Here is a 21662-nt window from a genome sequence, read left to right on the forward strand (position 1 = left end):
TCAGCGTGACAGTGGCCACAAGGCACTCAAGTCGAGTACCTCCAGCACCAGTTCAGGTTCACGCAGCGGCAAGCGCCGCAGCAATTCCTCTGCGGCACTCTGTGGCGTCCAGGCATCGGGGGCGGCCTGGGCGGAGGTCACCGGGGTCTTGAGTGACTGTGGCGCCACCACCGTCAGGTCGATCCCCAATTCCTCAAGCTCATCACGTTCCTCGCGCAGCCACTGGGGCATGTTGTTCCAGCCTGCGCTTACCTGGGTGGGTGAATGCAGCTGCAACGCCGAATAGCGGTTGAAGATGGCCATCACTTGCGGTGAATCGCCCTTGGCCAGCAACGGCAGGACCTTGCTCAGGCAATGTTCACCGGCCAGTTGGTTGCTGCTGACGATGGTCTCGAACAGCTCGCTGTCGGCTACATCGTCGGCCAGGTAATCACTGGTGCCGGCATTGATGATCAGGCTGTCCAGCGTGCCCCAGGCATGGCACAGCTGCTGGCAGGCGCTGGCCGCCTGCTCCTCATCGTGCAACTGCCAGGGCAGGCGCAGCAGCTTGCTGCCGTGGCGCGAGGCCAAGGCATCCAGTGCTTCGCCGTCCTTGCCGCTGGCGGCAACCCGGTGGCCCAGTTCGAGCAATCGCTCGACCAAGGCCAAACCCAGCCCGTTGGTTGCTCCCGTGACCCAGAACGTTCGCGAGTTATTCAATATGCTGCCCTCTGCTCCTGCCGGCGTGGAAGGCTTTTGAACGCCTCCAGTGCACGCTGACGACTACTTCCGAGATCGACGATTGGACTGTAATAGCTATTGATAGACAACAGATCCGCCGATTTCACCGGCTGATGAATAGTTTTGTTATCGCAAAGGCTCAATTCTGGTAACCATTGGCGGATAAAGCGCCCTTGTGGGTCGAAGCGCTGTGACTGGGAAATGGGGTTGAACAGCCGGAAATAGGGCACGGCGTCGGTGCCGGTGGAGGCGCTCCACTGCCAGCCGCCATTGTTGGCAGCCAGGTCACCGTCGATCAGGTGGCGCATGAAGTGGCGCTCGCCCAGGCGCCAGTCGATCAGCAGGTTCTTGCTGAGGAACATGGCCACCACCATGCGCAGGCGGTTGTGCATCCAGCCGGTATGCAGCAGTTGGCGCATGGCGGCGTCGATCAGCGGGAAACCGGTGCGCCCCTCTTTCCAGGCTTGCAGGTCGTCGGGGGCATCGCGCCAGGGCAGGGCCTCGGTGTGGGCGCGGAAGGCGCGATGCCGTGACACCTGTGGATAACCGCTGAGGATGTGCTTGTAGAACTCACGCCAAAGCAGCTCGTTGATCCAGGTCTGGATGCCGCTGCTGCCGCTGTCGAATTCGCCCCGGTTGCTGGCCAGGGCCGCATGCAGGCATTGCCGGGGCGATATCACGCCGGCGGCCAGGTAAGCCGAGAGCTGGCTGGTGCCGGGTTCGGCGGGCAGGTCGCGCAGGTGCTGGTAGTCCTCCACGGTTTCGTCGAGAAACCGCGTCAGCCGCGCTTGCGCTTGTGCTTCGCCGGCAGGCCAGTGGTCGCTGAGGGTGCGGGGTGGCTTTTCGAAACCGTCGATATGTTGCGGGATCGGGTCGCTGGCGATGTCCAGCGGCGCTTGTGCTTTCACCCGCGGGGCCAGTGCCGGGAGGCTGCGGTGCAGGTGCTCGAGGCAGGCTTTCTTGAACTGGCCGAACACCTGGAAGTAGTCGCCCGCACGGGTCAGCAGGGTGCCGGGGCGAAACAGCAGCTGGTCCAGGTAGCTGTGGGCCTGGATGCCGGCTGCCTGCAGGTGCTTGCGGGTAGCCTGGTCGCGCCGCTGCTCGTTGATGCCGTATTCATCGTTCCAGTGCACCGCCTCGATGGCGTGCTGGCGGCAAACCTCGAGCACGCTGGCGGCGGCTTCATCCCAGGTGTCGATCTTGCGGATCAGCAGCGGGATGTTGAGCGCGTCCAGCGAGTGGCGCAGGTCGCGCAGGTTGCGCAGCCAGAAGTCGACCTTGCACGGCGCATCATCATGGGCCTGCCACTGGCCCGGGCTGGCCAGCCACAGGGCCACTACCGAGCCTCGCTCGGCGGCGGCGCTCAGGGCGGTGTTGTCGTCGATGCGCAGGTCAGTGCGCAACCAGATCAATTGCATGGTCAAGTCATCTCGGCAGGCGGGTGTTCAGGGTGTTGCAGCAAACGCAATGCTGCCTGTGGACTGTCGAACAGGTACAGATGGGAAAGTTCGAAAGATTGCAGTTGTGCGCGATGAAGGGACACCGTGGCGCCCCCAAGCAATTTCACGCAGGTAATGCCCTGCAGCGTGCGTTGCAGGGCTTTGGCATCGATTCGCGGCCCCAGGTGCAGCAGCAGCGCTCGCGGTTGCAATACGCTGACCGCGCGCTGCAGCAGTGCACCGCTGACTGGCTGCTCCAGCACTTCGACCGGGATGCCATTGCTGGTCAGCAGCCAGGCGCACAGCCACAGGCCAGGGTCGAAGGGCTGCCCGGCGTCTTCGGCGAGCAGTACCGCAGGCCCCTGCAGCAGCAGGTTGTCGTGGTAAACGCGGGCGCCCAGCTTGCTGCGTAGCCAGGTGTGGAAGAACACCTGCTCGAGCTGGGCATTGAAATAGCTGCGCCAGCGCAGTGCCAGGCTGTCCAGCAACGGCAGCAGCAGCTGTTCGCACAAGGTGATGGCAGGGTAGAGCGCCATGGCCTGGTTCAATTGCTGGTCGAGGGCGCGCTGGGAAAGGTTGGCAATGGCCTCGATCAGCTGTGCCTGGCGCGCCTGCCAGTCGCCCTGGGGGGCAACGGCGGCGGGCTTGTCGAGCAGGTCGCGGACCTGGCCCACCGATGCACCGCGCTGCAGCCAGGCGAGGATCGCTTTCACCCGCTCGACCTGCTCGCTTGGGTACAAGCGATGGCCCTTGGCGGTGCGCTGCGGTTTGAGCAGGCCATAGCGCCGCTCCCAGGCACGCAGGGTTACCGGGTTCACGCCGGTGAGGCGGGCCAGTTCACCGATCGGCAGAAGTTCGTCAGACCGCATTGCGCAGCCCCAGGGTGTCGGGGTGTGGTTGCAGGTAGGCCTGCTCTTGCAGGTAAGGGTCGGGGTGTTTGCGCAGGTGGTGCTTGAGCAAGGTCAGCGGCACCACCAGGGGTACGACCCCTTGCTGGTACTGGTCGATGATGTGCTGCAGTTCGGCTTTGTCCTGCTGCGTCAGTGCGTGCTTGAAGTAGCCACTCAAGTGCTGCAGTACGTTGCCATGGGTGCCTCGGCTGGCGCATCGGCGCAGGGCCTGCATCAGCTGGCTGAAGTAACGTGGCCCGATTACCTGCGGGTCGTCATCGCGGCTCATGCTGCCGAGCAGGCGGCCAAGCTGGCGATAGGCGTGCGGGTTGTTGGCCATCAGCAGGTACTTGTAGCGTGAGTGGAAGCGCACCAGGGCGCCGCGGCTCAGGCCCTGGGCCAGCAGATGCTGCCAGTCGGCATAGGCATACACGCGGCTGATGAAGTTCTCCCGCAGCACCGGGTCGTGCAGGCGGCCTTCTTCTTCCACTGGCAGGTCCGGGCGCAGGGCGCAGAACGCCGCCGCGTAGGCGCCTGTTCCGCCCTGGGGGGCGGGGTGGCCGTTGTCCTGGTAGACCTTGACCCGTTCCAGGCCGCAGGAGGGGGATTTCTGCATGAAGATGTAGCCGCAGATGTCATCCAGCTCGCTGGCCATCTGCTCGCCGTACTGGCGCAGCGGCGCGGTCACGTTCATCTCGGGGTTGCGCGTGCCGACCACGGCGGGGTGCTCGGGGTCGCCGACCAGGCGTATCGGGTCGCGCGGTATGCCCAGGCCAATCGCGACTTCCGGGCAGACCGGCACCCAGTCGAAGTGCGCCTGCAGTTGCTCGCGGCACAGGTCGGAGCTTTTGTGCCCGCCGTTGTAGCGCACGCTGTGCCCTGTCAGGCAGGCGCTGATGGCGATGCGAGGCTTGGGGGTGGCGGCGATGTCGGGCATGGCAATCTCCGGAATAAACTTGTACATGTGGTTCGGCGTGTACAAGTTTATTCCAGCATAGCCACAAACTTATGCAAGTAGTATTTATTGTATAGCTTTCCAGTACAGGCTATTCGAGGTGCTCCAGCAGCCGCCGTGCGGCTTCCTGGCCGCTGAGCCAGGCGCCCTCGACGCGGCCGGACAAGCACCAGTCGCCGCAGGCGTACAGCCCCTGGTCGGCATCGGCCAGCGCGCCCCATTCATGGTTGCCGGCGGGCCGTGCATAGAGCCAGCGATGGGCCAGGGCGAAGCTCGGTGCGGGAACCACGCAGCCGACCAGCTCGGCGAATTCGCCCCAGAGCTGTTCGATCACTTCTTCCTTGGCCAGGTCGATGTGCTGTTTGCTCCAGTCCGAGGTGGCATGCAGCACCCAGGTGTCCAGCTGTGCGTCGCGGCCGGGCTTGCTGCGGTTGCGGGCGAGCCAGTCGAGCGGGTTGTCCTGCACGAAGCAGCCTTGCATCGGCGTGTCCAACGGGGTCTGGAAGGCCAGGGCGACGGCCCAGGTCGGCTCCATCACAACGCCTGCGGCCACTGCCGCGAGCTTGGGTGTGGCGGCCAGCAATGGCGTGGCCTGAGGCGCGGGCACGGCAATCACCACGCGGCTGTAAGGGCCATGGCTGCAGCCTTCGGTGTCTTGCAGGTGCCAGTACTGTTTGCCGCGAAACACTTCGGCGATGCGGCAGCCGAAGTTCACCGTCACGTCCTTGAGCAGGCCGCGGGTGATCGCACTCATGCGCGGCACGCCGACCCAGCGGGTCTGTTCGTCGGGGGAGGGGGTGAGTTCGCCGTCGCGGTAGTTGTACAGCTGAGGCTTCCATTGCTCGGCCCAGCCCGCTTCCACCCAGTGCTGCACCTGTTCGACGAAACGCCGGTCGCGGGCGGTGAAGTACTGTGCGCCAAGGTCGAGGGCACCGGCTTCGCTGCGCTTGCTGGCCATGCGCCCGCCACTGCCGTGGCCTTTGTCGAACAAGTGTACGGACTGCCCGGCCTTTTGCAGGGCCTGGGCTGCGGAAAGGCCGGCGATACCGGCACCGATGATGGCAATAGGTACTGTCATGATGGCCTCTTCGAACCTTGCTGTACGCAGACTACGCTGTCAGGCAAACCTGTACAATGCACAATGTTTGTATAAGGTTATTCCGCTTATAGGGCAGGGTGGCCTATGTTTATCCGAGAGCGTTTGGTTAAAAAAGTGCCTTGTTGTTAAAAATAGACCATCGCCGCACTCTGCGAGGACACAGCCATGCATATATTGCTGACAGGTGGTACCGGCTTGATCGGCCAGCACCTGTGCCAGTTCTGGCTCGGCCAGGGCCATCGGATCAGTGTCTGGAGCCGCCGCCCTGATCAGGTACCACGCCTGTGCGGCAGGGGCGTGCGCGGTATTGCCCAGTTGCAGGAGCTGGCGGCGGACGACCCGGTGGACGCCATCGTCAATCTGGCCGGTGCGCCGATTGCCGACCGGCCGTGGACGGCGGGCCGGCGCCAGTTGCTGTGGGCCAGCCGCATCACCCTTACCGAGCAGTTGCTGGCCTGGTTGCAAAGCCGCGAGCAGCGCCCTGAGGTGTTGATATCCGGCTCTGCCGTGGGTTGGTACGGCGATGGCGGTGAACGGGAGCTGACCGAGGCTTCGCAACCGGTGCGCGAAGATTTCGCCAGCCAGCTGTGCATCGCCTGGGAAGAAACCGCCCAGCGTGCGCAGCGCTTCGGGGTTCGCGTGGTGCTGGTGCGTACCGGGCTGGTACTGGCCAGCGACGGCGGCTTTTTGTCGCGCCTGCGCCTGCCGTTCAAGCTGGGGCTGGGCGGGCCTCTGGGCAATGGGCGGCAGTGGATGCCGTGGGTCCATATAGACGACCAGGTCGCCCTGATTGATTTTCTCTTGCAGCACAAGGACACCAGCGGTCCTTATAATGCCTGCGCGCCAGAGCCGGTGCGTAACCGCGAGTTCGCCAGGCGCCTGGGCCGAGCCTTGCATCGGCCGGCGTTCATGCCCATGCCTGGGTTGCTGCTCAAGGCCGGGCTTGGCGAGCTGTCGACCTTGCTGCTCGGCGGCCAGCGGGCGCGCCCGGTGCGCCTGCTGGCAGCGGGCTTCACCTTCCGCTTCAACGATCTGCAATCGGCCCTGGACAATCTGTCCGGCCGCCTCTGACATAGGACGCTGCATGACCGATCACGCCCTGCTGCTGGTCAACCTGGGTTCCCCGGCCTCCACTTCGGTGGCCGATGTGCGCCGTTACCTCAACCAGTTCCTGATGGACCCCTACGTGATCGACCTGCCCTGGCCGGTGCGGCGGCTGCTGGTGTCGCTGATCCTGATCAAGCGCCCGGAACAGTCCGCCCATGCCTACGCCTCGATCTGGTGGGACGAAGGCTCGCCGCTGGTGGTGCTGACCCGCCGGTTGCAGGCGGCGATGGTCGAGCACTGGCCCCATGGCCCGGTGGAAGTTGCCATGCGCTATGGCCAGCCGGCGCTGCCGGACGTGCTCGCGCGCCTGGCTGCTCAGGGGGTGCGCAAGGTCACCCTGGCGCCGCTTTATCCACAGTTCGCCGACAGCACCGTGACCACGGTGGTGGAGCAGGCCAGGCAGGCGATTGCCGCCGGCCAGCTGCCGCTTGAGATGCGTGTGCTGCAGCCGTTCTACGATCACCCGGCATACATCGAGGCGCTGGCCGCCAGTGCCAGGCCGCACCTGCAACAGGACTACGATCACCTGCTGCTGAGCTTCCATGGCCTGCCGGAGCGGCACCTGAAAAAGCTCGACCCCACCGGCAAGCACGATTTCCAGGCGGCAGACTGCTGCGCGGGCGCCAGCGCCGAGATGCGTGCGGTGTGCTACCGCGGCCAGTGCCTGGCCACGGCCAAGGCCTTTGCGGCGAAGATGGGCATTGCCGATGGCAAGTGGTCGGTGTCGTTCCAGTCGCGGTTGGGGCGGGCCAAGTGGATCGAGCCGTATACCGAGACGCGCCTGGATGAATTGGCCAAGGCTGGGGTGAAGAAGCTGCTGGTGATGTGCCCGGCGTTCGTGGCCGACTGCATCGAGACGCTCGAAGAGATCGGCGATCGGGGCAAGGAGCAGTTCATCGAGGCGGGGGGCGAGGAGTTGGTGCTGGTGCCTTGCCTGAATGATCACCCGGAGTGGGTGAAGGTGCTGGCGGGGATGTGCGAGAAGGCCTGATTTTACCGCTGGTTGGCCTGGCCCTATCGCCGGCAAGCCGGCTCCCACAGGGGGAAAGGTACAGAACCTGTGGGAGCCGGCTTGCCGGCGATAGGGCCATCACAACCCCCGCGCGCGCGAGGTCAATTCCTCAAGGCAACTGATCATCCAGCTTCTTGTGCTTCCAGCTGTCGTTGCCCGGCAGGATCAGGTTCAGCGCAATGGCCACGATGGCGCACAGGGCGATACCTTTCAGGCCCCAGTCGTCCGGGCCGTCGCCGCTGCCGATCAGCACGCCGCCGATACCGAACACCAGCGTCACCGAAACGATCACCAGGTTGCGCGCCTCGGCCAGGTCGACCTTGTGGCGGATCATGGTGTTCATGCCCACCGCCGCGATCGAACCGAACAGCAGGCAGAGGATGCCGCCCATCACCGGGACCGGAATGCTCTGCAACAGCGCACCGAACTTGCCGATGAAGGCCAGGGTGATGGCGAAGATCGCCGCCCAGGTCATGATTTTCGGGTTGTAGTTCTTGGTCAGCATCACCGCGCCGGTCACTTCGGCATAGGTGGTGTTGGGCGGGCCGCCGAACAGGCCGGCTGCCGTGGTCGCCAGGCCGTCACCCAGCAGGGTGCGATGCAGCCCCGGCTTTTTCAGGTAGTCACGACCGGTGACGCTGCCCACCGCGATGACCCCGCCGATGTGCTCGATCGCCGGTGCCAGGGCAACCGGGACGATGAACAAGATGGCCTGCCAGTTGAACGCTGGCGCGGTGAAGTTGGGCAGCTCCAGCCAAGGCGCGGCAGCGATCTTGGCGGTGTCGACCACGCCGAAGGCGAACGACAGGGCAAAGCCGACCAGCACGCCGGAAATGATCGGCACCAGGCGGAAGATGCCTTTGCCGAAGACCGCGACGACCAGGGTGGTGAGCAGCGCCGGCATGGAGATCAGCATGGCGGTCTTGTACGGCATCAGCACCGCACCATCCCCGCCCTTGCCCATCGCCATGTTGGCGGCGATCGGCGCCATGGCCAGGCCGATGGAGATGATCACCGGGCCGATGACAACCGGAGGCAGCATGCGGTCGATGAACCCGGTGCCCTTGATCTTCACCATCAGGCCCATGAAGGTGTACACGAAACCTGCAGCCATCACGCCGCCCATGGTCTCGGCCAGGCCGAACTGGCCCTTGGCGAGGATGATCGGAGTGATGAAGGCGAAGCTCGATGCCAGGAACACCGGCACCTGACGGCCGGTGACCAGCTGGAACAGCAGGGTGCCGATACCGGCGGTGAACAGCGCCACGTTCGGATCGAGGCCGGTGATCAGCGGCATCAGCACCAGCGCGCCAAATGCCACGAAGAGCATCTGCGCGCCCGAAACGACCTGGCGCCAGAGCGGGTCGTTGAAGCCGTCCTGCATGGTCAGGCGTCCTTCTGCTTGGTGCCGAAGATCTTGTCACCGGCATCGCCCAGGCCCGGCACGATGTAGCCGTGCTCGTTCAGGCGCTGATCGATCGAGGCGGTGTAGATGCGCACGTCCGGGTGGGCTTTTTCCACCATGGCGATGCCTTCGGGTGCCGCGACCAGGACCATGGCGCGGATTTCCTTGCAGCCGGCCTTCTTCAGCAGGTCGATGGTGGCGACCATCGAGTTGCCGGTGGCCAGCATCGGGTCGATGATCAGCGCCAGGCGCTGGTTGATGTCCGGCGCGAGCTTTTCCAGGTAGGTGTGCGCTTCGAGGGTTTCTTCGTTACGCGCAACGCCGACGGCACTGACCTTGGCGCCCGGGATCAGGCTGAGCACGCCGTCGAGCATGCCGATACCGGCGCGCAGGATCGGCACCACGGTAATCTTCTTGCCGGCGATTTTTTCCACCTGAACCTTGCCACACCAGCCATCGATCTCGTAGCTTTCGAGGGGCAGGTCCTGGGTGGCTTCGTAGGTCAGAAGAGCGCCGACTTCCTGGGCGAGTTCGCGAAAATTCTTGGTGCTGATGTCGGCACGGCGCATGAGGCCGAGCTTGTGGCGGATCAGCGGATGGCGGATCTCACGAGTGGGCATAGAGGGCTCCGAAAGGCGGGCAAAAAAACCGCGCTAGGTTAATCTATTCAGCCTTTGCTGTCGTGCAGTCCTTTTGCACGTTAGTCCATAAATGCTTGATCTGTGACGAGCGGATGCGTACCTTTGCCCGCTTTTCCAAAATGCACCCCCCGGAGAGCGCCATGTCCGCTGATCTCGAGCACATCCGTCAAGTCATGCGCGAGGCAGACTGCCTGTACAACGAAGCCGAAGTGGAAGCGGCCATCGCCAAAGTCGGCGAGCAGATCTGCAAGGACCTGCACGACAAGAACCCGGTGGTGTTCTGCGTGATGAACGGCGGCCTGATCTTCGCCGGCAAACTGCTGACCCACCTGCAGTTCCCGCTGGAAGCCTCGTACCTGCACGCCACCCGCTACCGCAACCAGACCAGCGGCGGCGAGCTGTTCTGGAAGGCCAAGCCTGAAGTGTCGTTCATCGACCGCGACGTGCTGATCGTCGACGACATCCTCGACGAAGGCCACACCCTCAGCGCCATCATCGAGTTCTGCAAGCACGCCGGTGCCCGCTCGGTGCACACTGCCGTGCTGATCGACAAGGACCACGACCGCAAGGCCAGCCCTGACCTGAAAGCCACCTATGTAGGCCTGTCCTGCGTGGACCGCTATATCTTTGGTTATGGCATGGACTATAAAGCTTACTGGCGCAACGCAAACGGCATCTTCGCCGTCAAGGGAATGTAATCATGAATCAGCCCGCCTTCATCGACCAATCGCTGTTTGCCGGGCTGGCGCTGAAAGCCGCCGATGCCCCGCGTGGGCGGCATCACCACAATTTCCACGAGATGGATGACCCTTGCCACCGCCTGGCGGTTGGCTTGCAGCCGTCCACCTACATCCCGCCGCACCGGCACCTGAGCGACGACAAGGCAGAGACCCTGCTGGCGCTCAAGGGCCGCCTGGGCCTGCTGGTGTTCGACGAGCTGGGCAACGTCACCGGCAAGCGCCTGCTCGAGGCGGGTGGCGAGTGCCTGGGGGTCGACCTGCCGCCCGGGATCTACCATGGGCTGGTGGTGCTGGAGGCAGACAGCGTGCTGTTCGAATGCAAGGCCGGCCCGTATCGCCAGTTGGGAGAGGGCGAGCATGCCCATTGGGCGCCCCGTGAAGGTGAGCCCGGTGTGGCCGACTATCACGCCTGGATGATCGCCCAGTTCGATTGATTGCGCCCTTGGGGCGCGTGCTAGAGTGCGCCTTCATGCCAAGGAGCCTCACATGCGCGCGATTCTTCCCCTGCTGCTGGCGGTGAGCCTGCCGCTCGCCGCCGCCCCCCTGCACAGCCAATTCCTCCCGCCCGATGACCAGGCCCTGCGCCAGCAAGCGCCCACCGCCCAGCAACTGTTGCAAGTGACCGATTATTCGGTAGTGGTCGGTGCCCAGCGCCAGTCCGACCAGCAGCCTATCCCGATCACCGCCTCGCTGCAGATGCGCCTCAAGGGCAAGCCGCTGAGCAAGGGCGCCACCATCGGCCAGGTGCTGCTGACCTTCGATGGCGAAGCGGGCAAGAGCTTGAAGAAGCCGGTCTATGACGAAAAATCCCGTACCTTGAACCTCAATTACCCGGCCAGCGATTACCGGGTGATCATGGACCTGCTGCGCAACGAGACCGTGTACGTGCAGTTCCTCACCTATGCCAACGGCCATGTCTGGGCCGACCTGCACACCGGCACCGTACGTACGCGTTGAGGCGCGCGGCCTGTGGGGGGTAAACTGCCGGCCTTCGAAATCCCGTGATGGTCCAGTTGGAGCCGGCAATGCGCAAAGACAAGAAGCAGGTGATTGGTGACGAGATCAGCGATGACTACGTCAAGACGTTCCTCCAGTTCGAGCCGGCCGATGGCGTGACCTCGCCGTCGCTGCACAAGCTGGTCAAGGCCTACCGTGGCCTGCGCGTGGATGACTTCGAGCGGTTCGTCGGCTTCTTCGTCGAGGCCGGCTATGACCTCGATGGCAAGGACGAGCACGGCAAGACCTTCGTCGAGCAGATCGCCGACCAGCGCAATGCGCCTGAGTATGTCGAGATCATCGCCAAGGCCCGTGGCTGACCCGGCGCCGAGGCAGCAGGCACAAAAAAACGCCCCGAGGGGCGTTTTTTCGTTTCAGCCGGTTCAGGCGTAATGCTTGGCCGGGCTGTCTTCCACCAGCTCCAGTGCCGCATCGTTCTCGGCGCTGATCTTGTGGTACAGGGCTGCATCGGTCGCCAGGACCTTCTCGCGGGCCGGGAAGATTTCCTTGAGCTTGGCAGCCCAGGCACCCTTGGCCTGCTCGGGGAAGCAGCGCTCGATCAGCTCGAGCATGATCGACACGGTCACCGACGCGCCCGGCGAAGCGCCGAGCAGTGCCGCCAGGCTGCCGTCCTGGGCCGAGACCAGCTCGGTGCCGAACTGCAGGATGCCGCCTTTCTTCGGGTCTTTCTTGATGATCTGCACGCGCTGGCCGGCCACTTCCAGGCGCCAGTCTTCTGCCTTGGCCTCTGGGTAGAAGCGACGCAGGGATTCCAGGCGCTGCTCCATCGACTGCATCACTTCGCTGACCAGGTACTTGGTCAGGTCCATGTTGTCGCGGGCCACGGCCAGCATCGGGCCGATGTTGCCCATGCGTACCGACAGCGGCAGGTCCATCAGCGAACCGTGCTTGAGGAACTTGGTGGTGAAGCCTGCGTACGGGCCGAACAGCAGCGAAGTCTTGCCGTCCACCACGCGGGTGTCCAGGTGCGGCACCGACATCGGCGGTGCGCCGACCGCGGCCTGGCTGTAGACCTTGGCCTGGTGCTGCTTGACGATTTCCGGGTTGTCGCAACGCAGCCACTGGCCGCTGACCGGGAAGCCGCCGAAGCCTTTGCTCTCCGGGATGCCCGACAGTTGCAGCAGCGGCAGGGCCGCGCCACCGGCGCCGAGGAACACGAAGCGGGCGTCGACTTCGCGGCTGCCGCCGCTGTTGACGTCCTTGATGCTGACGGTCCAGCCGCTGCCGTTACGGCGCAGGCCGACGACCTTCTTGCTGTACTTGACCTGCGCATCGGCAGAGTCGCCCAGCAGCTTGAGCAGCTTGTTGGTCAGGGCGCCGAAGTTGACGTCGGTGCCTTTGGTCACGCGGGTGGCGGCGATGTGCTGGTCGGCCGGGCGGCCGGGCATCATCAGCGGCATCCAGTCGTTCATCACGGCCTTGTCTTCGGTGTATTCCATCTCGGCGAAGGCGTGATGCTGCTTGAGCATCTCGAAACGCTTCTTGAGGAAGGCCACACCCTTGTCACCTTCGACGTAGCTCAGGTGCGGGACAGGGTTGATGAAGGCACGCGCCGAGCCGAAGTTGCCTTTCTTGCTCAGGTAGGCCCAGAACTGGCGCGAGACCTCGAACTGGGTGTTGATGTGCACCGCCTTCTTGATGTCGATGCTGCCATCGGCAGCCTGCGGCGTGTAGTTCAGCTCGCACAGGCCGGCGTGGCCGGTACCTGCGTTGTTCCAGGGGTTGGAGCTTTCCGCGGCCCCGGAGTCCATCGCCTCGACGACCTCAAGCTTCAGGGTCGGGTCAAGCTCCTTGAGCAGTACGGCCAGGGTGGCACTCATGATGCCCGCGCCTACCAGTACTACATCAACCGATTCGTTCTGCGCCATTTAACGCGTCTCCACAATCTACAGCTACCTAATTGACAGCATAGGACCCCAGGGTCGCCAGGATCGCCATGTCCGACTCTTCGCAGTTCTTGCAACTTCCGCGGACACCGCCAATCAGTCTTTGGGTTCAGGTATTGAACGCCGTTTGCCACGGGTGCGGCAATTCGACTTATGGTCAAGGTGTCGTGCGTGCGCTATGGAACGGCCTCAATCACCCATTGGGAATGAGCGTTTTAGCCGCCTGTTCAGGGCTGTTCGGGACACATCTGCCGCTTTTGCACATGCCAGACTGTTCATTGCTCGCCACACTCTCGTGAAGTTGTGAAAAACCGTTTTTTCACGCTCTTTTGGAGACGTGAACCTCAAAAGGGGACTGCGCGATGGCAACCCACAGGTTCATGCAGTGCGAAGGGCCGGAAAAGCAGGCACGACAGCCGTTGCAAGACCTGAGTGGAAGGCTCTCTGTGGGCTGGGGCGGTGAAGGTGCCGGGGTCAAGCGGCAGGTGCGGGGCCCGATCAGGAGACGTCCTTATAATCGGGGGGAGATTATAGCGATGTCGCGGGCAGAAAGGTCGTTATTCGTGGTTTTTATTGCAGCGTTTGTCAGGCTGGCAGGCTGCGCTGCTGCCAGCGGCGGTTTGCATGGCTGCAAACCCGCGCTTCGGCGGGCAGCTCGCGGCCCAGCCAGGCCAGGTGGATTTCGCCGATCTGCACCCAGCCACTGCCCCCTGGCGGCTGGCGGCATTGCTTGAATGCAAGGCACTTGCCCTGGTCGTCGAGGCGGGCATAGCAGTTGTCGCGCGGGCGTTGGAAGAGCAAGGTCCAAAACGAGGCCATGGCAGCGAGTCCTGTGCATTAGGGCTTGGCGCAAGGATAACGTTGCCGCCATGAAACGATTGTGACAGGGGTGCCGGGCCGATGACTGGTCAGCCCTCGGCTAGGTATACTGTGGGCCTTTGCCGCATTTTCTGGAGAAACGCGCATGTTGCAACGTCTGTTGTTCGGTTTGATCGCCGTGGCCAGCCTCAGCCTGGTCGGTTGTGCCCACAGCCCGCAACAACTCAGCCCGCAACCCAAGCTCAATGCCCAGCTCGCACCGGTCGGCCACGGCCAGCCGGTGGTGGTCAAGGTGGTCGATGGCCGGGCTTCGCAGTCGCTGGGCACCCGGGGTGGCATGTACCCTGAAACCAGCACCATCAGCGTCAACGGCAACGATGTGGTGCCCAAGCTTCAGGCCCAGGCCGAAGCTGCCGTGCGCCTGCTGGGCTTCACCCCGACGCCCAACGCCTACAACGCGCCACAGCTGACCGTGACCCTGGCCGAGCTCAAGTACCAGTCGCCCAAGGACAACCTGTACGTGACCGAGGCCACCATCGGTGCCACCTTCCGTGCCGACGTGGCCAATGCCAACCGCCGTTACAGCGGCCGCTACGGCGCTTCGCTGGACCAGCGCTTCGGCATGGCGCCGAACCAGGAAACCAACACCAAGCTGGTGGGTGATGTGCTCAGCGATGCGCTGACCCGCCTGTTCAAGGACCCGACCATCGGGCAGGTGCTGGGCGAGTAAGCCCGGCGCTGCACATCGAAAAGCCCGCTGCCTGGGTCCAGGCAGCGGGCTTTTTGTTTTCTACGCCTGCATCAAGCGGCTTCGATATGAAAATCCAGCACGCTGACGCCGGTGAGCATGTCCACTTCCGGCAGGTCATGGTGCACATGCCCGCCCAGGGCGCAGTAGACCAGCCACTGGCGGTCCTGGACATTGATCGCAAAACCGTCGATCAGCGCCTGCTGCTCATCGCTCTGGGCCACGAGATAGAGGCGGTCCTGGTTTTCGGCATGCAGCATGAACAAGCTCCGGTATCAGAAGAGGCCGACAGGGTGGCCTGTTCTGATGACGAGCATGTGACAGATGAAATTAAGTGACAGTTGGTCGCCACGGCCGGGCGCGCAGGGTGGACTTCGGTAGAATGCCGGCCTTCGCTGTCGTTCTGTCCGAGGTTGCGTGATGTCGTTGCAAGTGCTCTGGGGCTTTTTGTCCGCCCACCCGACCAAACTGATCAATCTGCTGGCGCTGTTGATGACCTGCCCGGGCGGCTTGCTGCTGCAGAGTGCGCGGCGGCGCGAGGCCGATGCCCGCGAGAGCCTGGCGGTGGAGGAGGGAGTGGTGGATGCGTTCGACCAGCGCGTGCCGCGCTACTTCTACATCCTTGGGTTCTCTTGCTTGGCCTTGGCCTTGATGCTGTCTTGGTTCAGTACCTGGGTCTGATATTTTGGGGCCGCTTTGCGGCCCTTTCGCGACACAAGGCCGCTCCTACAAGGGTTACGCGTTACCTGTAGGAGCGGCCTTGTGTCGCGAAAGGGCTGCAAAGCAGCCCCAAAGCCTCAGGCCACCGGCGCCTGCTGCCTGACCTGATACTGGTTGCGCACCGGGGTCGCATACTGCAGCACCAGGTACGGCCGCTGCTCCTCGGGGCAGGCATCCAGGCGGCGTTGCCATTCTTCCTTGGCCTTGGCCAGCTCCTCGGCCGGGAACACCTGCTCGGCGCTCGGCACCTGCAGTGCCTCGTCCTTCTCGCTCCACATCGCATAAGCCAGGTAGTGCACCGGGAACAGCCGGTAGCCGCCGAGGATCTGCCGATCGATTTCCTGGGCCAGCTGCTTGGTGTCTTCGTAGTAGTCGGTGACTGGCGCGGCAAAGTTGATGTGCACGCGGCCCTTGTAGCCGGTAATGCCCTTGGCGATGCTGTTGTCGTCCTCGCCCGGGGCCTTCTTGTAGGTGCCGGTGGTGGCGCGGATGTACAGCTCGCGTGCCTTGGCCTGGTCGCAAGGGTCGTATTCGTAGCTGATCGACACCGGTATCAGGTTCAGGCCCTGGATCACGCTGCCGAACGGCTCGTCCTTGCGGCTCATGTGGAACATCTTGAGGATCGCCGAATCGGTGCGGTCGTCGCCGTCCTTGGCCCGCCCTTCGGCCTGGGCGATCCAGATCGAGGTGCCGTCGTTGCGGATCGAATGGTTGATGTAGGCCGACAGCAGCTGGTAGGCGGCAAGCTTTTCCCGCCGCCCGGTGATCGAGCGGTGGACGATGAAGCTCTTGTTCAGGCGCATCATGTCGCTGACGAACGGCTTTTGCAGCAGGTTGTCGCCGATGGCGATGCGCGGCGTGGGCAGGCCTGCGTGGTACACCGCGTAGTTGACGAAGGCCGGGTCCATGACGATGTCGCGGTGGTTGGCCAGAAACAGGTAGGCCGTGCCCGACTTGAGCTGCTCGACGCCGGAGTAGGTGACGCCGTCGGTGGCGCGCTCGATGGTCTGGTCGACGTAGTACTCGACCTTGTCCTGCAGCGTGGACACGCAGCTGACGCCGGCGAATTCCTTGCGCAGGCGCCGGGCGATCAGCGGCTTGAGCAACCAGCCGAGGGCGCCAGCGGCGCGCGGGAAGCGGAAGTGGGTGAGGATATCGAGAAATGCCGGGTCGCTGAGCAGGCGTGCCAGAACGGCAGGGACCTCAGCGTCGTCGTACGGTCGGATGGCATCGAATTCGCCCATCATGCTCTCTTGTTGGAAACGGCTAGGGTAATAAGGTAGGGGTGGGGCCCGAAAAACGGCTCGGACACACGCAGGCCCTGTAAACAGACCGGCAATTATACGCACAAGTCACCGCGGAGGCCGCGATGCTGGAAACCGACTTCTATGATTGCCCCTATTGTGGCGAACGGGTAGAGACCACCGTCGACCTTTGCGCTGGCGATCAGGTCTACACCGAAGATTGTCAGGTTTGTTGCCAGCCCGTGGTGTTCATCCTGCAGGTGCATGGTGACGAATGGATGCTCGAAGTCAGACGCGAGGACGATGCTTGATGCAACGGATCTACGAACCGGAAAACCTGCTGGAGGCCGAGATGCTGGTCGGCATGCTGGCCAGCGAGGGGGTCGAGGTGCACCTGGTCGGTCGTGACCTGATGGGCGGCGTCGGCGAGCTGCCGATGCAGGGTTTGCTGGGCCTGGCGGTGCCCAATGAGCAGGCCGGTTACGCACGGCAGCTGATCGATGCGTACAATGGCGCCCAGCCGCTTGCCGGCGACGAACCGGAGAGTTATCCCGGTACCTTGATCTGCTAGGTTTCGAATTCGCCCATGTGTGGACGCTACGCCCTGTTTCGCTGGCCCCAGGCGCTCGCCGGGTTGCCAGGTTTCCCTGCCGGCCAGCCGGCGCAGTGGAACATCTCGCCCGGTGGCTCGGTGCTGATCCAGCGCCAGCTCGACGGCCAGATGCAAGTGGCCATGGCGCGCTGGGGCCTGACGCCGGCCTGGCTTACCGACCTTTCCCGTACACCTGCCCACGCCCGTGCCGAGACCCTGGCGGAACAGCCGATGTTCCGTGAAGCGTTTCGCCAGCGGCGCTGCCTGATGCCGGCCAATGGTTTCTACGAGTGGCGTGGCACGGTGCGCAAGCGGCCTTACTGGTTGACGCCGGGGGAGGGCTCATCGCTTTATTTTGCTGCGGTGTGGGAGGCGTATCCGGTGCAGGATCAGGTGTGGTTGAGTTGCGCGGTGGTGACCCAGGCGGCGATGAACCAGCGCCGGCCGCTGATTCTCGATGAAGCCGGCCAGGCCGCGTGGCTGGACCCTGAAACGCCGCTGCCACGTTTGCACGAGTTGCTGGCCAGCCCCCCGGCTACGCTGCGCGAGCGAGCGCTGGCGAATTTCGTCAATGATCCCAAGCTGGATGCCCCGGAGTGCCTGACCCCGGCCTGATGGGCTGGCCGATGCAGCTGAAGAAATCTTCCCTGCGGCTATGGCAGGCCCAGGCGACTCGGCCTAGGATACGGCGCATGTAAAAAGGGAGTGTTTTCATGCGTAAGTCTTTTGTCGTCAGCCTGTTGAGTGCTGGCATCCTGCTGGCCGGCTGCCAGGCAGTGAATACCACCAGCGGCGGCGCTGTCGGCGTCGAGCGCAAGCAGTACATGTTCAGCATGCTGTCGACCGCTGAGGTCAACCAGATGTACGCCCAGTCGTACCAGCAGACCCTCGGCGAGGCGTCGAGCAAAGGCGTGCTGGACAAGTCCAGCAACGATGCCAAGCGCGTCCAGGCCATCGCCGACCGGCTGATCGCCCAGGCGCCGAAGTTCCGCCCGGATGCTGCGCAGTGGCAATGGGAAGTCAACGTGATCAAGAGCGACGAGCTCAACGCCAACTGCGGCCCCGGCGGCAAGATCATCGTCTACACCGGCCTGATCGATCAGCTCAAGCTGACCGATGCCGAGATCGCCGCCGTGGTCGGCCACGAAATTGCCCACGCCTTGCGCGAGCACAGCCGTGAAGCGATGTCCAAGGCCTATGGCGTGGAAATGGCGCGCCAGGGCGCCGGTGCGCTGTTTGGCCTCGGCCAGGACAGCATCGCCCTGGCAGACCAGGTGGTGAACTACGCCATGACCCTGCCCAACAGCCGCGCCAACGAGAACGAAGCCGACCTCATCGGCCTCGAGCTGTCGGCGCGTGCCGGCTATGACCCGAACGCCGCGATCACCCTGTGGAACAAGATGAGCAAGGCGTCCGAAGGTGCACCGCCCGAGTTCATGAGCACTCACCCTGCGTCGGCAAGCCGGATCGCCTCGCTGCAGGCAGCGATTCCCAAGGTGATGCCGTTGTACGAAGCGGCCAAGAAGTAAGTTCGCCTTGGGGCTGCCTTGCAGCCCATCGCCGGCAAGCCGGCTCCCACACCCAATACCCTGTGGGGGCCGGCTTGCCGGCGATGGGCCGCAGCACGGCGCCAAATTGCAGTTACCCCACCCAGCCACTGGTCTTCATCGCCGAGTACACGGCCACCACGGCCAGCACGATGAAGGCAGCTGCCGCCAGGCGGCGAATCAGTGTCAGCGGCAGTTTCTCCGCCGCGAAGTTACCCGCCAGCACCACCGGCACGTTGGCAATCAGCATGCCCAGGGTGGTACCGATGATGACCATGATCAGGTGCGGATACTGCGCCGCCAGCATCACCGTGGCGACCTGGGTCTTGTCGCCGATTTCCGCCAGGAAGAACGCGATCAGCGTGGTCAAAAACGGGCCGAAGCGGCGCGCCGGGTTCTCGTCGTCGTCCATCTTGTCCGGCACCAAGGTCCACAGCGCGGTGGCGGTGAAGCTCGCGGCAAGGATCCAGTGCAAGGTCGTCTCGGTGAAGAACCCGCTGACCCAGGCACCTACCGCGCCAGCGGCGGCATGGTTGGCCAGGGTCGCGGCGATGATGCCGGCGATGATCGGCCAGGGCTTGCGAAAACGGGCAGCGAGGATGAGCGCGAGCAATTGCGTCTTGTCGCCGATTTCGGCGAGGGCAACGATGGCGGTGGGGACCAACAGAGATTCCAGCATCAGGATTCCTACGGGGGCGGGTCGACACGGCTATGACACGTACAGCCTCCCCGCCCCGGGTAAGGTGTGCGTGTCATAGGTCTTGTCAAACCCTGGACCTGTCTGCGCAGATCGTGGGTCGCACGCGCCATGGCCTGTGGGCCAAGTGTGTTGACGCGTGCCGGGCGAGCAAGGCGCTCGCGGGAGACTACTCCCCTAGGACGGTGCGGATTCTGCCTAGGCGAAACGCTTTCGGCAAGCCCTGTTTCTATCCACGTGTGGCCCGGTAGATGCGAAAGCCATCGGCTTCGGCGCAGGTCTGGCAGTTGCCCAGGGCCCCTTCGATCAGCGGCTGGTAGCGCAGGAAGCTGTTCGCTACCAGGCGCATTTCGCCGCCTTTTCGCAGATGTTCGCCGGATTTTTTCAGCAGGTTTTCCGAAGCCTGATAATTGGTGTGCACGCCGGTATGGAACGGCGGGTTGCTCAGGATCAGGCTCAGGTCACGCGGTGCAGCGTCGATGCCATCGCCGCTGATGACCTCGCCTTGCAGCTGGTTGGCCGCCAAGGTCAGGCGGCTGGCGGCCACCGCGAAGGCGTCCACATCCAGCAGGGTGACCTGGCTTTGTGGATAGCGCCGCTTGACCGTTGCCCCAAGCACCCCGGCGCCGCAGCCAAAGTCCAGCACATGGCCGGCCGGCAGGTTGTCCAGGTGCTTGAGCAGCAGCGCGGTGCCGCGGTCGAGGCGGCCGTGGCTGAACACACCCGGCAGGCTGACGATTTGCAGCGGGCCGTCTTCCAGCTCGAGGGTGAAGTGCTCGGCCAGGCTTTCCAGCGGCTTGGCTTCAGGCGCCTGTTCCACGGTCACCTGCCACAGCTGGCAGTGGCGGGCGCTGTCGAGCTTGCGCGGCTTGCCGAATGCCTGCAGCTGCTTGGCCGCCCCTTCGATGCCGCCGCGCTTTTCGCCCACCAGGTAGAGTTCACGGCCCGCCAGGCGCGAGGCCAGGGCGTTGAGCAGGTAGGCCGCCAGCTCGCGCGACTTGGGCAGGAACAGCACGGCCGCCTCGAAAGCCACCGGCGGAGCCTCCACGCCATAGTGGCTGCGCCCGGCGAAGCGGCTGTCGAGCATGGCCTGATCGCCCGCGTGCCAGGTCCAGCCATGGGCCTTGGGCAACTGGCCGAGCAGGTCGTCGGCGGGGGCGCCGGCGAGCAGCAGCGGGCCCTGGAACAGGTCCGCCTGGCGGAGCAACACTTCACTGCGCGGGTCCATGGACGACGCCTCCTGAAAAAAGTGGCGCAGTGTAGCAGAGCCGGTCGCTGCGCTCAGCTGACCACGCGGCGCGGCTGGCCGGCGAAGAAGGCCTGGGCGTTCTCGCTGAGCTGGCCGACGATACGCTGGCGCGACTCCACCGCGCCCCAGGCGCTGTGCGGGGTGATGATCAGGCGCGGGATGCCTGCCGCCAGCAGCGGGTTGCCCTGGGTCGGCGGCTCGACGCTGAGCACGTCGGTGGCGGCGCCGCCCAGGTGGCCGTTGCGCAGGGCGTCTGCCAGCGCCTGTTCGTCGATCAGCCCGCCTCGCGCGGTGTTGACCACCAGCGCACCGGGCTTGAGCAAGGCCAGCTCGCGGGCGCCGAGCATGTGCCGGGTGTGCTCGTTGAGGGGGCAGTGCAAGGTCAGGGCATCCACCTGAGGCAGCAGTTCATCCAGCGCCAGGCGGTCGTCACGCGCCGGGCGGCCGGGGATCTGCCCGCTCAGCACGCGCATGCCGAAGGCCTCGGCCAGGCGCGCCACGGCGCCGCCCAGCTCACCATGGCCGAGCAGGCCGAGGGTCTTGCCCTCCAGCTCGATGATCGGGAAGTCCAGCAGGCAGAACTGGCTGGCCTTGGCCCATTGCCCGTCTGCCACGGCCTGGTTGTAGTCGCACAGGCGCGTGGCCAGTGCCAGCAGCAGGGCCAGGGTGTGCTGGGCCACCGAGGGCGTGCCGTAGCCTTGGCAGTTGCACACGGTGATGCCCTGGGCGCGTGCCGCGGCCATGTCGACGTTGTTGGTGCCGGTGGCGGCGACCAGGATCAGCTTGAGCTGAGGGTTGGCGGCCAGCGCCTGGGCGTCGAGCATGACTTTGTTGCTCACCACCGCGACCGCGCCCTGCAGCCGTTCGGCGACCTGGTCGGGGCGGGTTGCGGCGAACAGCTGCAGCTCGTCGAACTGAGCGTGCAGCGGGGACAGGTCGAGGTCCCCGAGGTCCAGGGACTGGTGGTCGAGAAACACGGCGCGACGCGGGCTGGGCATCGGTAAGGCTCCGGTGGCAATGGCAAAGAGGGGGCAACCCGCACAATGCCACTCATACCTTCTGCCGCCAAATCATTCCTTCGACTGATTTGGTCGTCACAATGGCGAACTACAGTTGTTCCCTGACTTGTCCGGCT

26 protein-coding genes and 1 riboswitch are annotated in these 21662 nt (G+C 64.3%); of the genes, 12 read left to right on the top strand and 14 right to left on the bottom strand.

The features are described 5' to 3' along the window. From ACIPG5_RS11240 to ACIPG5_RS11260, 5 genes are all read right to left on the bottom strand, one after another. On the bottom strand, positions 1 to 699 hold the full coding sequence (locus ACIPG5_RS11240; protein ID WP_236237880.1) for an SDR family oxidoreductase: 699 nt from the start codon (positions 697 to 699) through the stop codon (positions 1 to 3). After that, a complete protein-coding gene (phrB, locus tag ACIPG5_RS11245) occupies positions 696 to 2138 on the bottom strand; it encodes a deoxyribodipyrimidine photo-lyase (protein ID WP_401374985.1) in 1443 nt (480 codons plus the stop codon). The genes ACIPG5_RS11240 and phrB overlap by 4 nt, the downstream gene beginning before the upstream one ends. Positions 2139 to 2140: 2 nt before the next feature. Next, the gene (locus ACIPG5_RS11250) at positions 2141 to 3028 is read right to left on the bottom strand and encodes a MerR family transcriptional regulator (protein WP_176512163.1); all 888 of its coding nucleotides are present in this window, start codon (positions 3026 to 3028) and stop codon (positions 2141 to 2143) included. Then, the gene (locus ACIPG5_RS11255; RefSeq protein ID WP_401374988.1) at positions 3018 to 3986 is read right to left on the bottom strand and encodes a YbgA family protein; all 969 of its coding nucleotides are present in this window, start codon (positions 3984 to 3986) and stop codon (positions 3018 to 3020) included. Before ACIPG5_RS11255 ends, ACIPG5_RS11250 begins: the two co-directional genes overlap by 11 nt. A 109-nt stretch (positions 3987 to 4095) precedes the next feature. Next, entirely contained in the window at positions 4096 to 5082 is a 987-nt protein-coding gene (locus ACIPG5_RS11260; protein WP_176512161.1) for an NAD(P)/FAD-dependent oxidoreductase, read from the bottom strand. Between the two features lie 186 nt (positions 5083 to 5268). Between ACIPG5_RS11260 and ACIPG5_RS11265 the strand changes: the two genes are divergently transcribed. Further along, positions 5269 to 6174, top strand: coding sequence for a TIGR01777 family oxidoreductase (locus ACIPG5_RS11265; RefSeq protein ID WP_401374990.1), 906 nt, complete (start codon positions 5269 to 5271; stop codon positions 6172 to 6174). Positions 6175 to 6187: 13 nt separating this feature from the next. Then, a complete protein-coding gene (gene hemH, locus ACIPG5_RS11270) occupies positions 6188 to 7201 on the top strand; it encodes a ferrochelatase (protein WP_401374993.1) in 1014 nt (337 codons plus the stop codon). Positions 7202 to 7331: 130 nt separating this feature from the next. Here hemH and ACIPG5_RS11275 read toward each other — a convergent pair whose 3' ends face one another. Next, complete coding sequence (locus tag ACIPG5_RS11275) at positions 7332 to 8606, bottom strand: uracil-xanthine permease family protein (RefSeq protein WP_236237875.1); 1275 nt, start codon at positions 8604 to 8606, stop codon at positions 7332 to 7334. Positions 8607 to 8608: 2 nt separating this feature from the next. Beyond that, on the bottom strand, positions 8609 to 9247 hold the full coding sequence (gene upp / locus ACIPG5_RS11280) for a uracil phosphoribosyltransferase (RefSeq protein WP_176516791.1): 639 nt from the start codon (positions 9245 to 9247) through the stop codon (positions 8609 to 8611). A gap of 161 nt (positions 9248 to 9408) precedes the next feature. Here upp and ACIPG5_RS11285 point away from each other — a divergent pair, with 161 nt between their 5' ends. From ACIPG5_RS11285 to ACIPG5_RS11300, 4 genes are all read left to right on the top strand, one after another. Beyond that, a complete protein-coding gene (locus ACIPG5_RS11285; protein WP_176516792.1) occupies positions 9409 to 9966 on the top strand; it encodes a hypoxanthine-guanine phosphoribosyltransferase in 558 nt (185 codons plus the stop codon). 2 nt (positions 9967 to 9968) lie between these two features. Then, positions 9969 to 10442 carry a WbuC family cupin fold metalloprotein gene (locus tag ACIPG5_RS11290; protein WP_176516793.1) on the top strand — a complete coding sequence of 158 codons (474 nt, stop codon included), beginning with the start codon at positions 9969 to 9971 and terminating at the stop codon, positions 10440 to 10442. Positions 10443 to 10494: 52 nt separating this feature from the next. Beyond that, on the top strand, positions 10495 to 10965 hold the full coding sequence (locus tag ACIPG5_RS11295; RefSeq protein ID WP_176516794.1) for a hypothetical protein: 471 nt from the start codon (positions 10495 to 10497) through the stop codon (positions 10963 to 10965). A 68-nt stretch (positions 10966 to 11033) separates the two neighbouring features. Next, positions 11034 to 11324 carry a PA4642 family protein gene (locus ACIPG5_RS11300; protein ID WP_176516795.1) on the top strand — a complete coding sequence of 97 codons (291 nt, stop codon included), beginning with the start codon at positions 11034 to 11036 and terminating at the stop codon, positions 11322 to 11324. A 63-nt stretch (positions 11325 to 11387) separates the two neighbouring features. On the opposite strand, the gene mqo is transcribed toward ACIPG5_RS11300, so the two are convergent. Together mqo and ACIPG5_RS11310 are read right to left on the bottom strand one after the other, a co-directional pair. Further along, complete coding sequence (gene mqo, locus ACIPG5_RS11305; RefSeq protein WP_176516797.1) at positions 11388 to 12893, bottom strand: malate dehydrogenase (quinone); 1506 nt, start codon at positions 12891 to 12893, stop codon at positions 11388 to 11390. A 603-nt stretch (positions 12894 to 13496) separates the two neighbouring features. Beyond that, positions 13497 to 13730: a hypothetical protein gene (locus ACIPG5_RS11310; protein WP_176516799.1), complete on the bottom strand. Its 234-nt coding sequence runs from the start codon at positions 13728 to 13730 to the stop codon at positions 13497 to 13499. A 145-nt stretch (positions 13731 to 13875) separates the two neighbouring features. On the opposite strand from ACIPG5_RS11310, the gene ACIPG5_RS11315 reads away from it, so the two are divergent. Continuing rightward, positions 13876 to 14460, top strand: a complete 585-nt coding sequence (locus ACIPG5_RS11315) for a YajG family lipoprotein (RefSeq protein ID WP_176516801.1) — start codon at positions 13876 to 13878, stop codon at positions 14458 to 14460. Between the two features lie 71 nt (positions 14461 to 14531). Here ACIPG5_RS11315 and ACIPG5_RS11320 read toward each other — a convergent pair whose 3' ends face one another. After that, the gene (locus ACIPG5_RS11320) at positions 14532 to 14738 is read right to left on the bottom strand and encodes a hypothetical protein (RefSeq protein WP_176516802.1); all 207 of its coding nucleotides are present in this window, start codon (positions 14736 to 14738) and stop codon (positions 14532 to 14534) included. A 160-nt stretch (positions 14739 to 14898) separates the two neighbouring features. On the opposite strand from ACIPG5_RS11320, the gene ACIPG5_RS11325 reads away from it, so the two are divergent. After that, positions 14899 to 15159, top strand: coding sequence for a hypothetical protein (locus ACIPG5_RS11325; RefSeq protein WP_401375001.1), 261 nt, complete (start codon positions 14899 to 14901; stop codon positions 15157 to 15159). Between the two features lie 116 nt (positions 15160 to 15275). On the opposite strand, the gene ACIPG5_RS11330 is transcribed toward ACIPG5_RS11325, so the two are convergent. Continuing rightward, complete coding sequence (locus tag ACIPG5_RS11330; RefSeq protein ID WP_236237871.1) at positions 15276 to 16445, bottom strand: 1-acyl-sn-glycerol-3-phosphate acyltransferase; 1170 nt, start codon at positions 16443 to 16445, stop codon at positions 15276 to 15278. A 122-nt stretch (positions 16446 to 16567) separates the two neighbouring features. Here ACIPG5_RS11330 and ACIPG5_RS11335 point away from each other — a divergent pair, with 122 nt between their 5' ends. From ACIPG5_RS11335 to ACIPG5_RS11350, 4 genes are all read left to right on the top strand, one after another. Then, on the top strand, positions 16568 to 16753 hold the full coding sequence (locus ACIPG5_RS11335; protein WP_401375004.1) for a CPXCG motif-containing cysteine-rich protein: 186 nt from the start codon (positions 16568 to 16570) through the stop codon (positions 16751 to 16753). Further along, positions 16753 to 17013, top strand: a complete 261-nt coding sequence (locus ACIPG5_RS11340; RefSeq protein ID WP_176516809.1) for a putative signal transducing protein — start codon at positions 16753 to 16755, stop codon at positions 17011 to 17013. Before ACIPG5_RS11335 ends, ACIPG5_RS11340 begins: the two co-directional genes overlap by 1 nt. 15 nt (positions 17014 to 17028) lie before the next feature. Further along, positions 17029 to 17649 (top strand): SOS response-associated peptidase, encoded by a 621-nt coding sequence (locus tag ACIPG5_RS11345; RefSeq protein WP_401375007.1) that lies wholly within the window; start codon positions 17029 to 17031, stop codon positions 17647 to 17649. Between the two features lie 98 nt (positions 17650 to 17747). After that, complete coding sequence (locus tag ACIPG5_RS11350; RefSeq protein WP_176516811.1) at positions 17748 to 18563, top strand: M48 family metallopeptidase; 816 nt, start codon at positions 17748 to 17750, stop codon at positions 18561 to 18563. Positions 18564 to 18675: 112 nt separating this feature from the next. Here ACIPG5_RS11350 and ACIPG5_RS11355 read toward each other — a convergent pair whose 3' ends face one another. The 3 genes from ACIPG5_RS11355 to ACIPG5_RS11365 all read right to left on the bottom strand — a co-directional run bounded on the left by ACIPG5_RS11355 (position 18676) and on the right by ACIPG5_RS11365 (position 21525). Next, complete coding sequence (locus ACIPG5_RS11355) at positions 18676 to 19257, bottom strand: TMEM165/GDT1 family protein (protein WP_176516900.1); 582 nt, start codon at positions 19255 to 19257, stop codon at positions 18676 to 18678. 91 nt (positions 19258 to 19348) lie between these two features. Continuing rightward, a riboswitch (yybP-ykoY riboswitch) is annotated at positions 19349 to 19468 on the bottom strand. 39 nt (positions 19469 to 19507) lie between these two features. Then, positions 19508 to 20506, bottom strand: a complete 999-nt coding sequence (locus tag ACIPG5_RS11360; RefSeq protein WP_176516812.1) for a class I SAM-dependent methyltransferase — start codon at positions 20504 to 20506, stop codon at positions 19508 to 19510. Positions 20507 to 20559: 53 nt separating this feature from the next. Further along, a complete protein-coding gene (locus ACIPG5_RS11365; protein WP_314614581.1) occupies positions 20560 to 21525 on the bottom strand; it encodes a 2-hydroxyacid dehydrogenase in 966 nt (321 codons plus the stop codon). Positions 21526 to 21662: the final 137 nt, after the last annotated feature.

This window comes from Pseudomonas sp. NPDC087029, assembly GCF_044745345.1.
Classification (GTDB): Bacteria; Pseudomonadota; Gammaproteobacteria; order Pseudomonadales; family Pseudomonadaceae; genus Aquipseudomonas; species Aquipseudomonas faucium.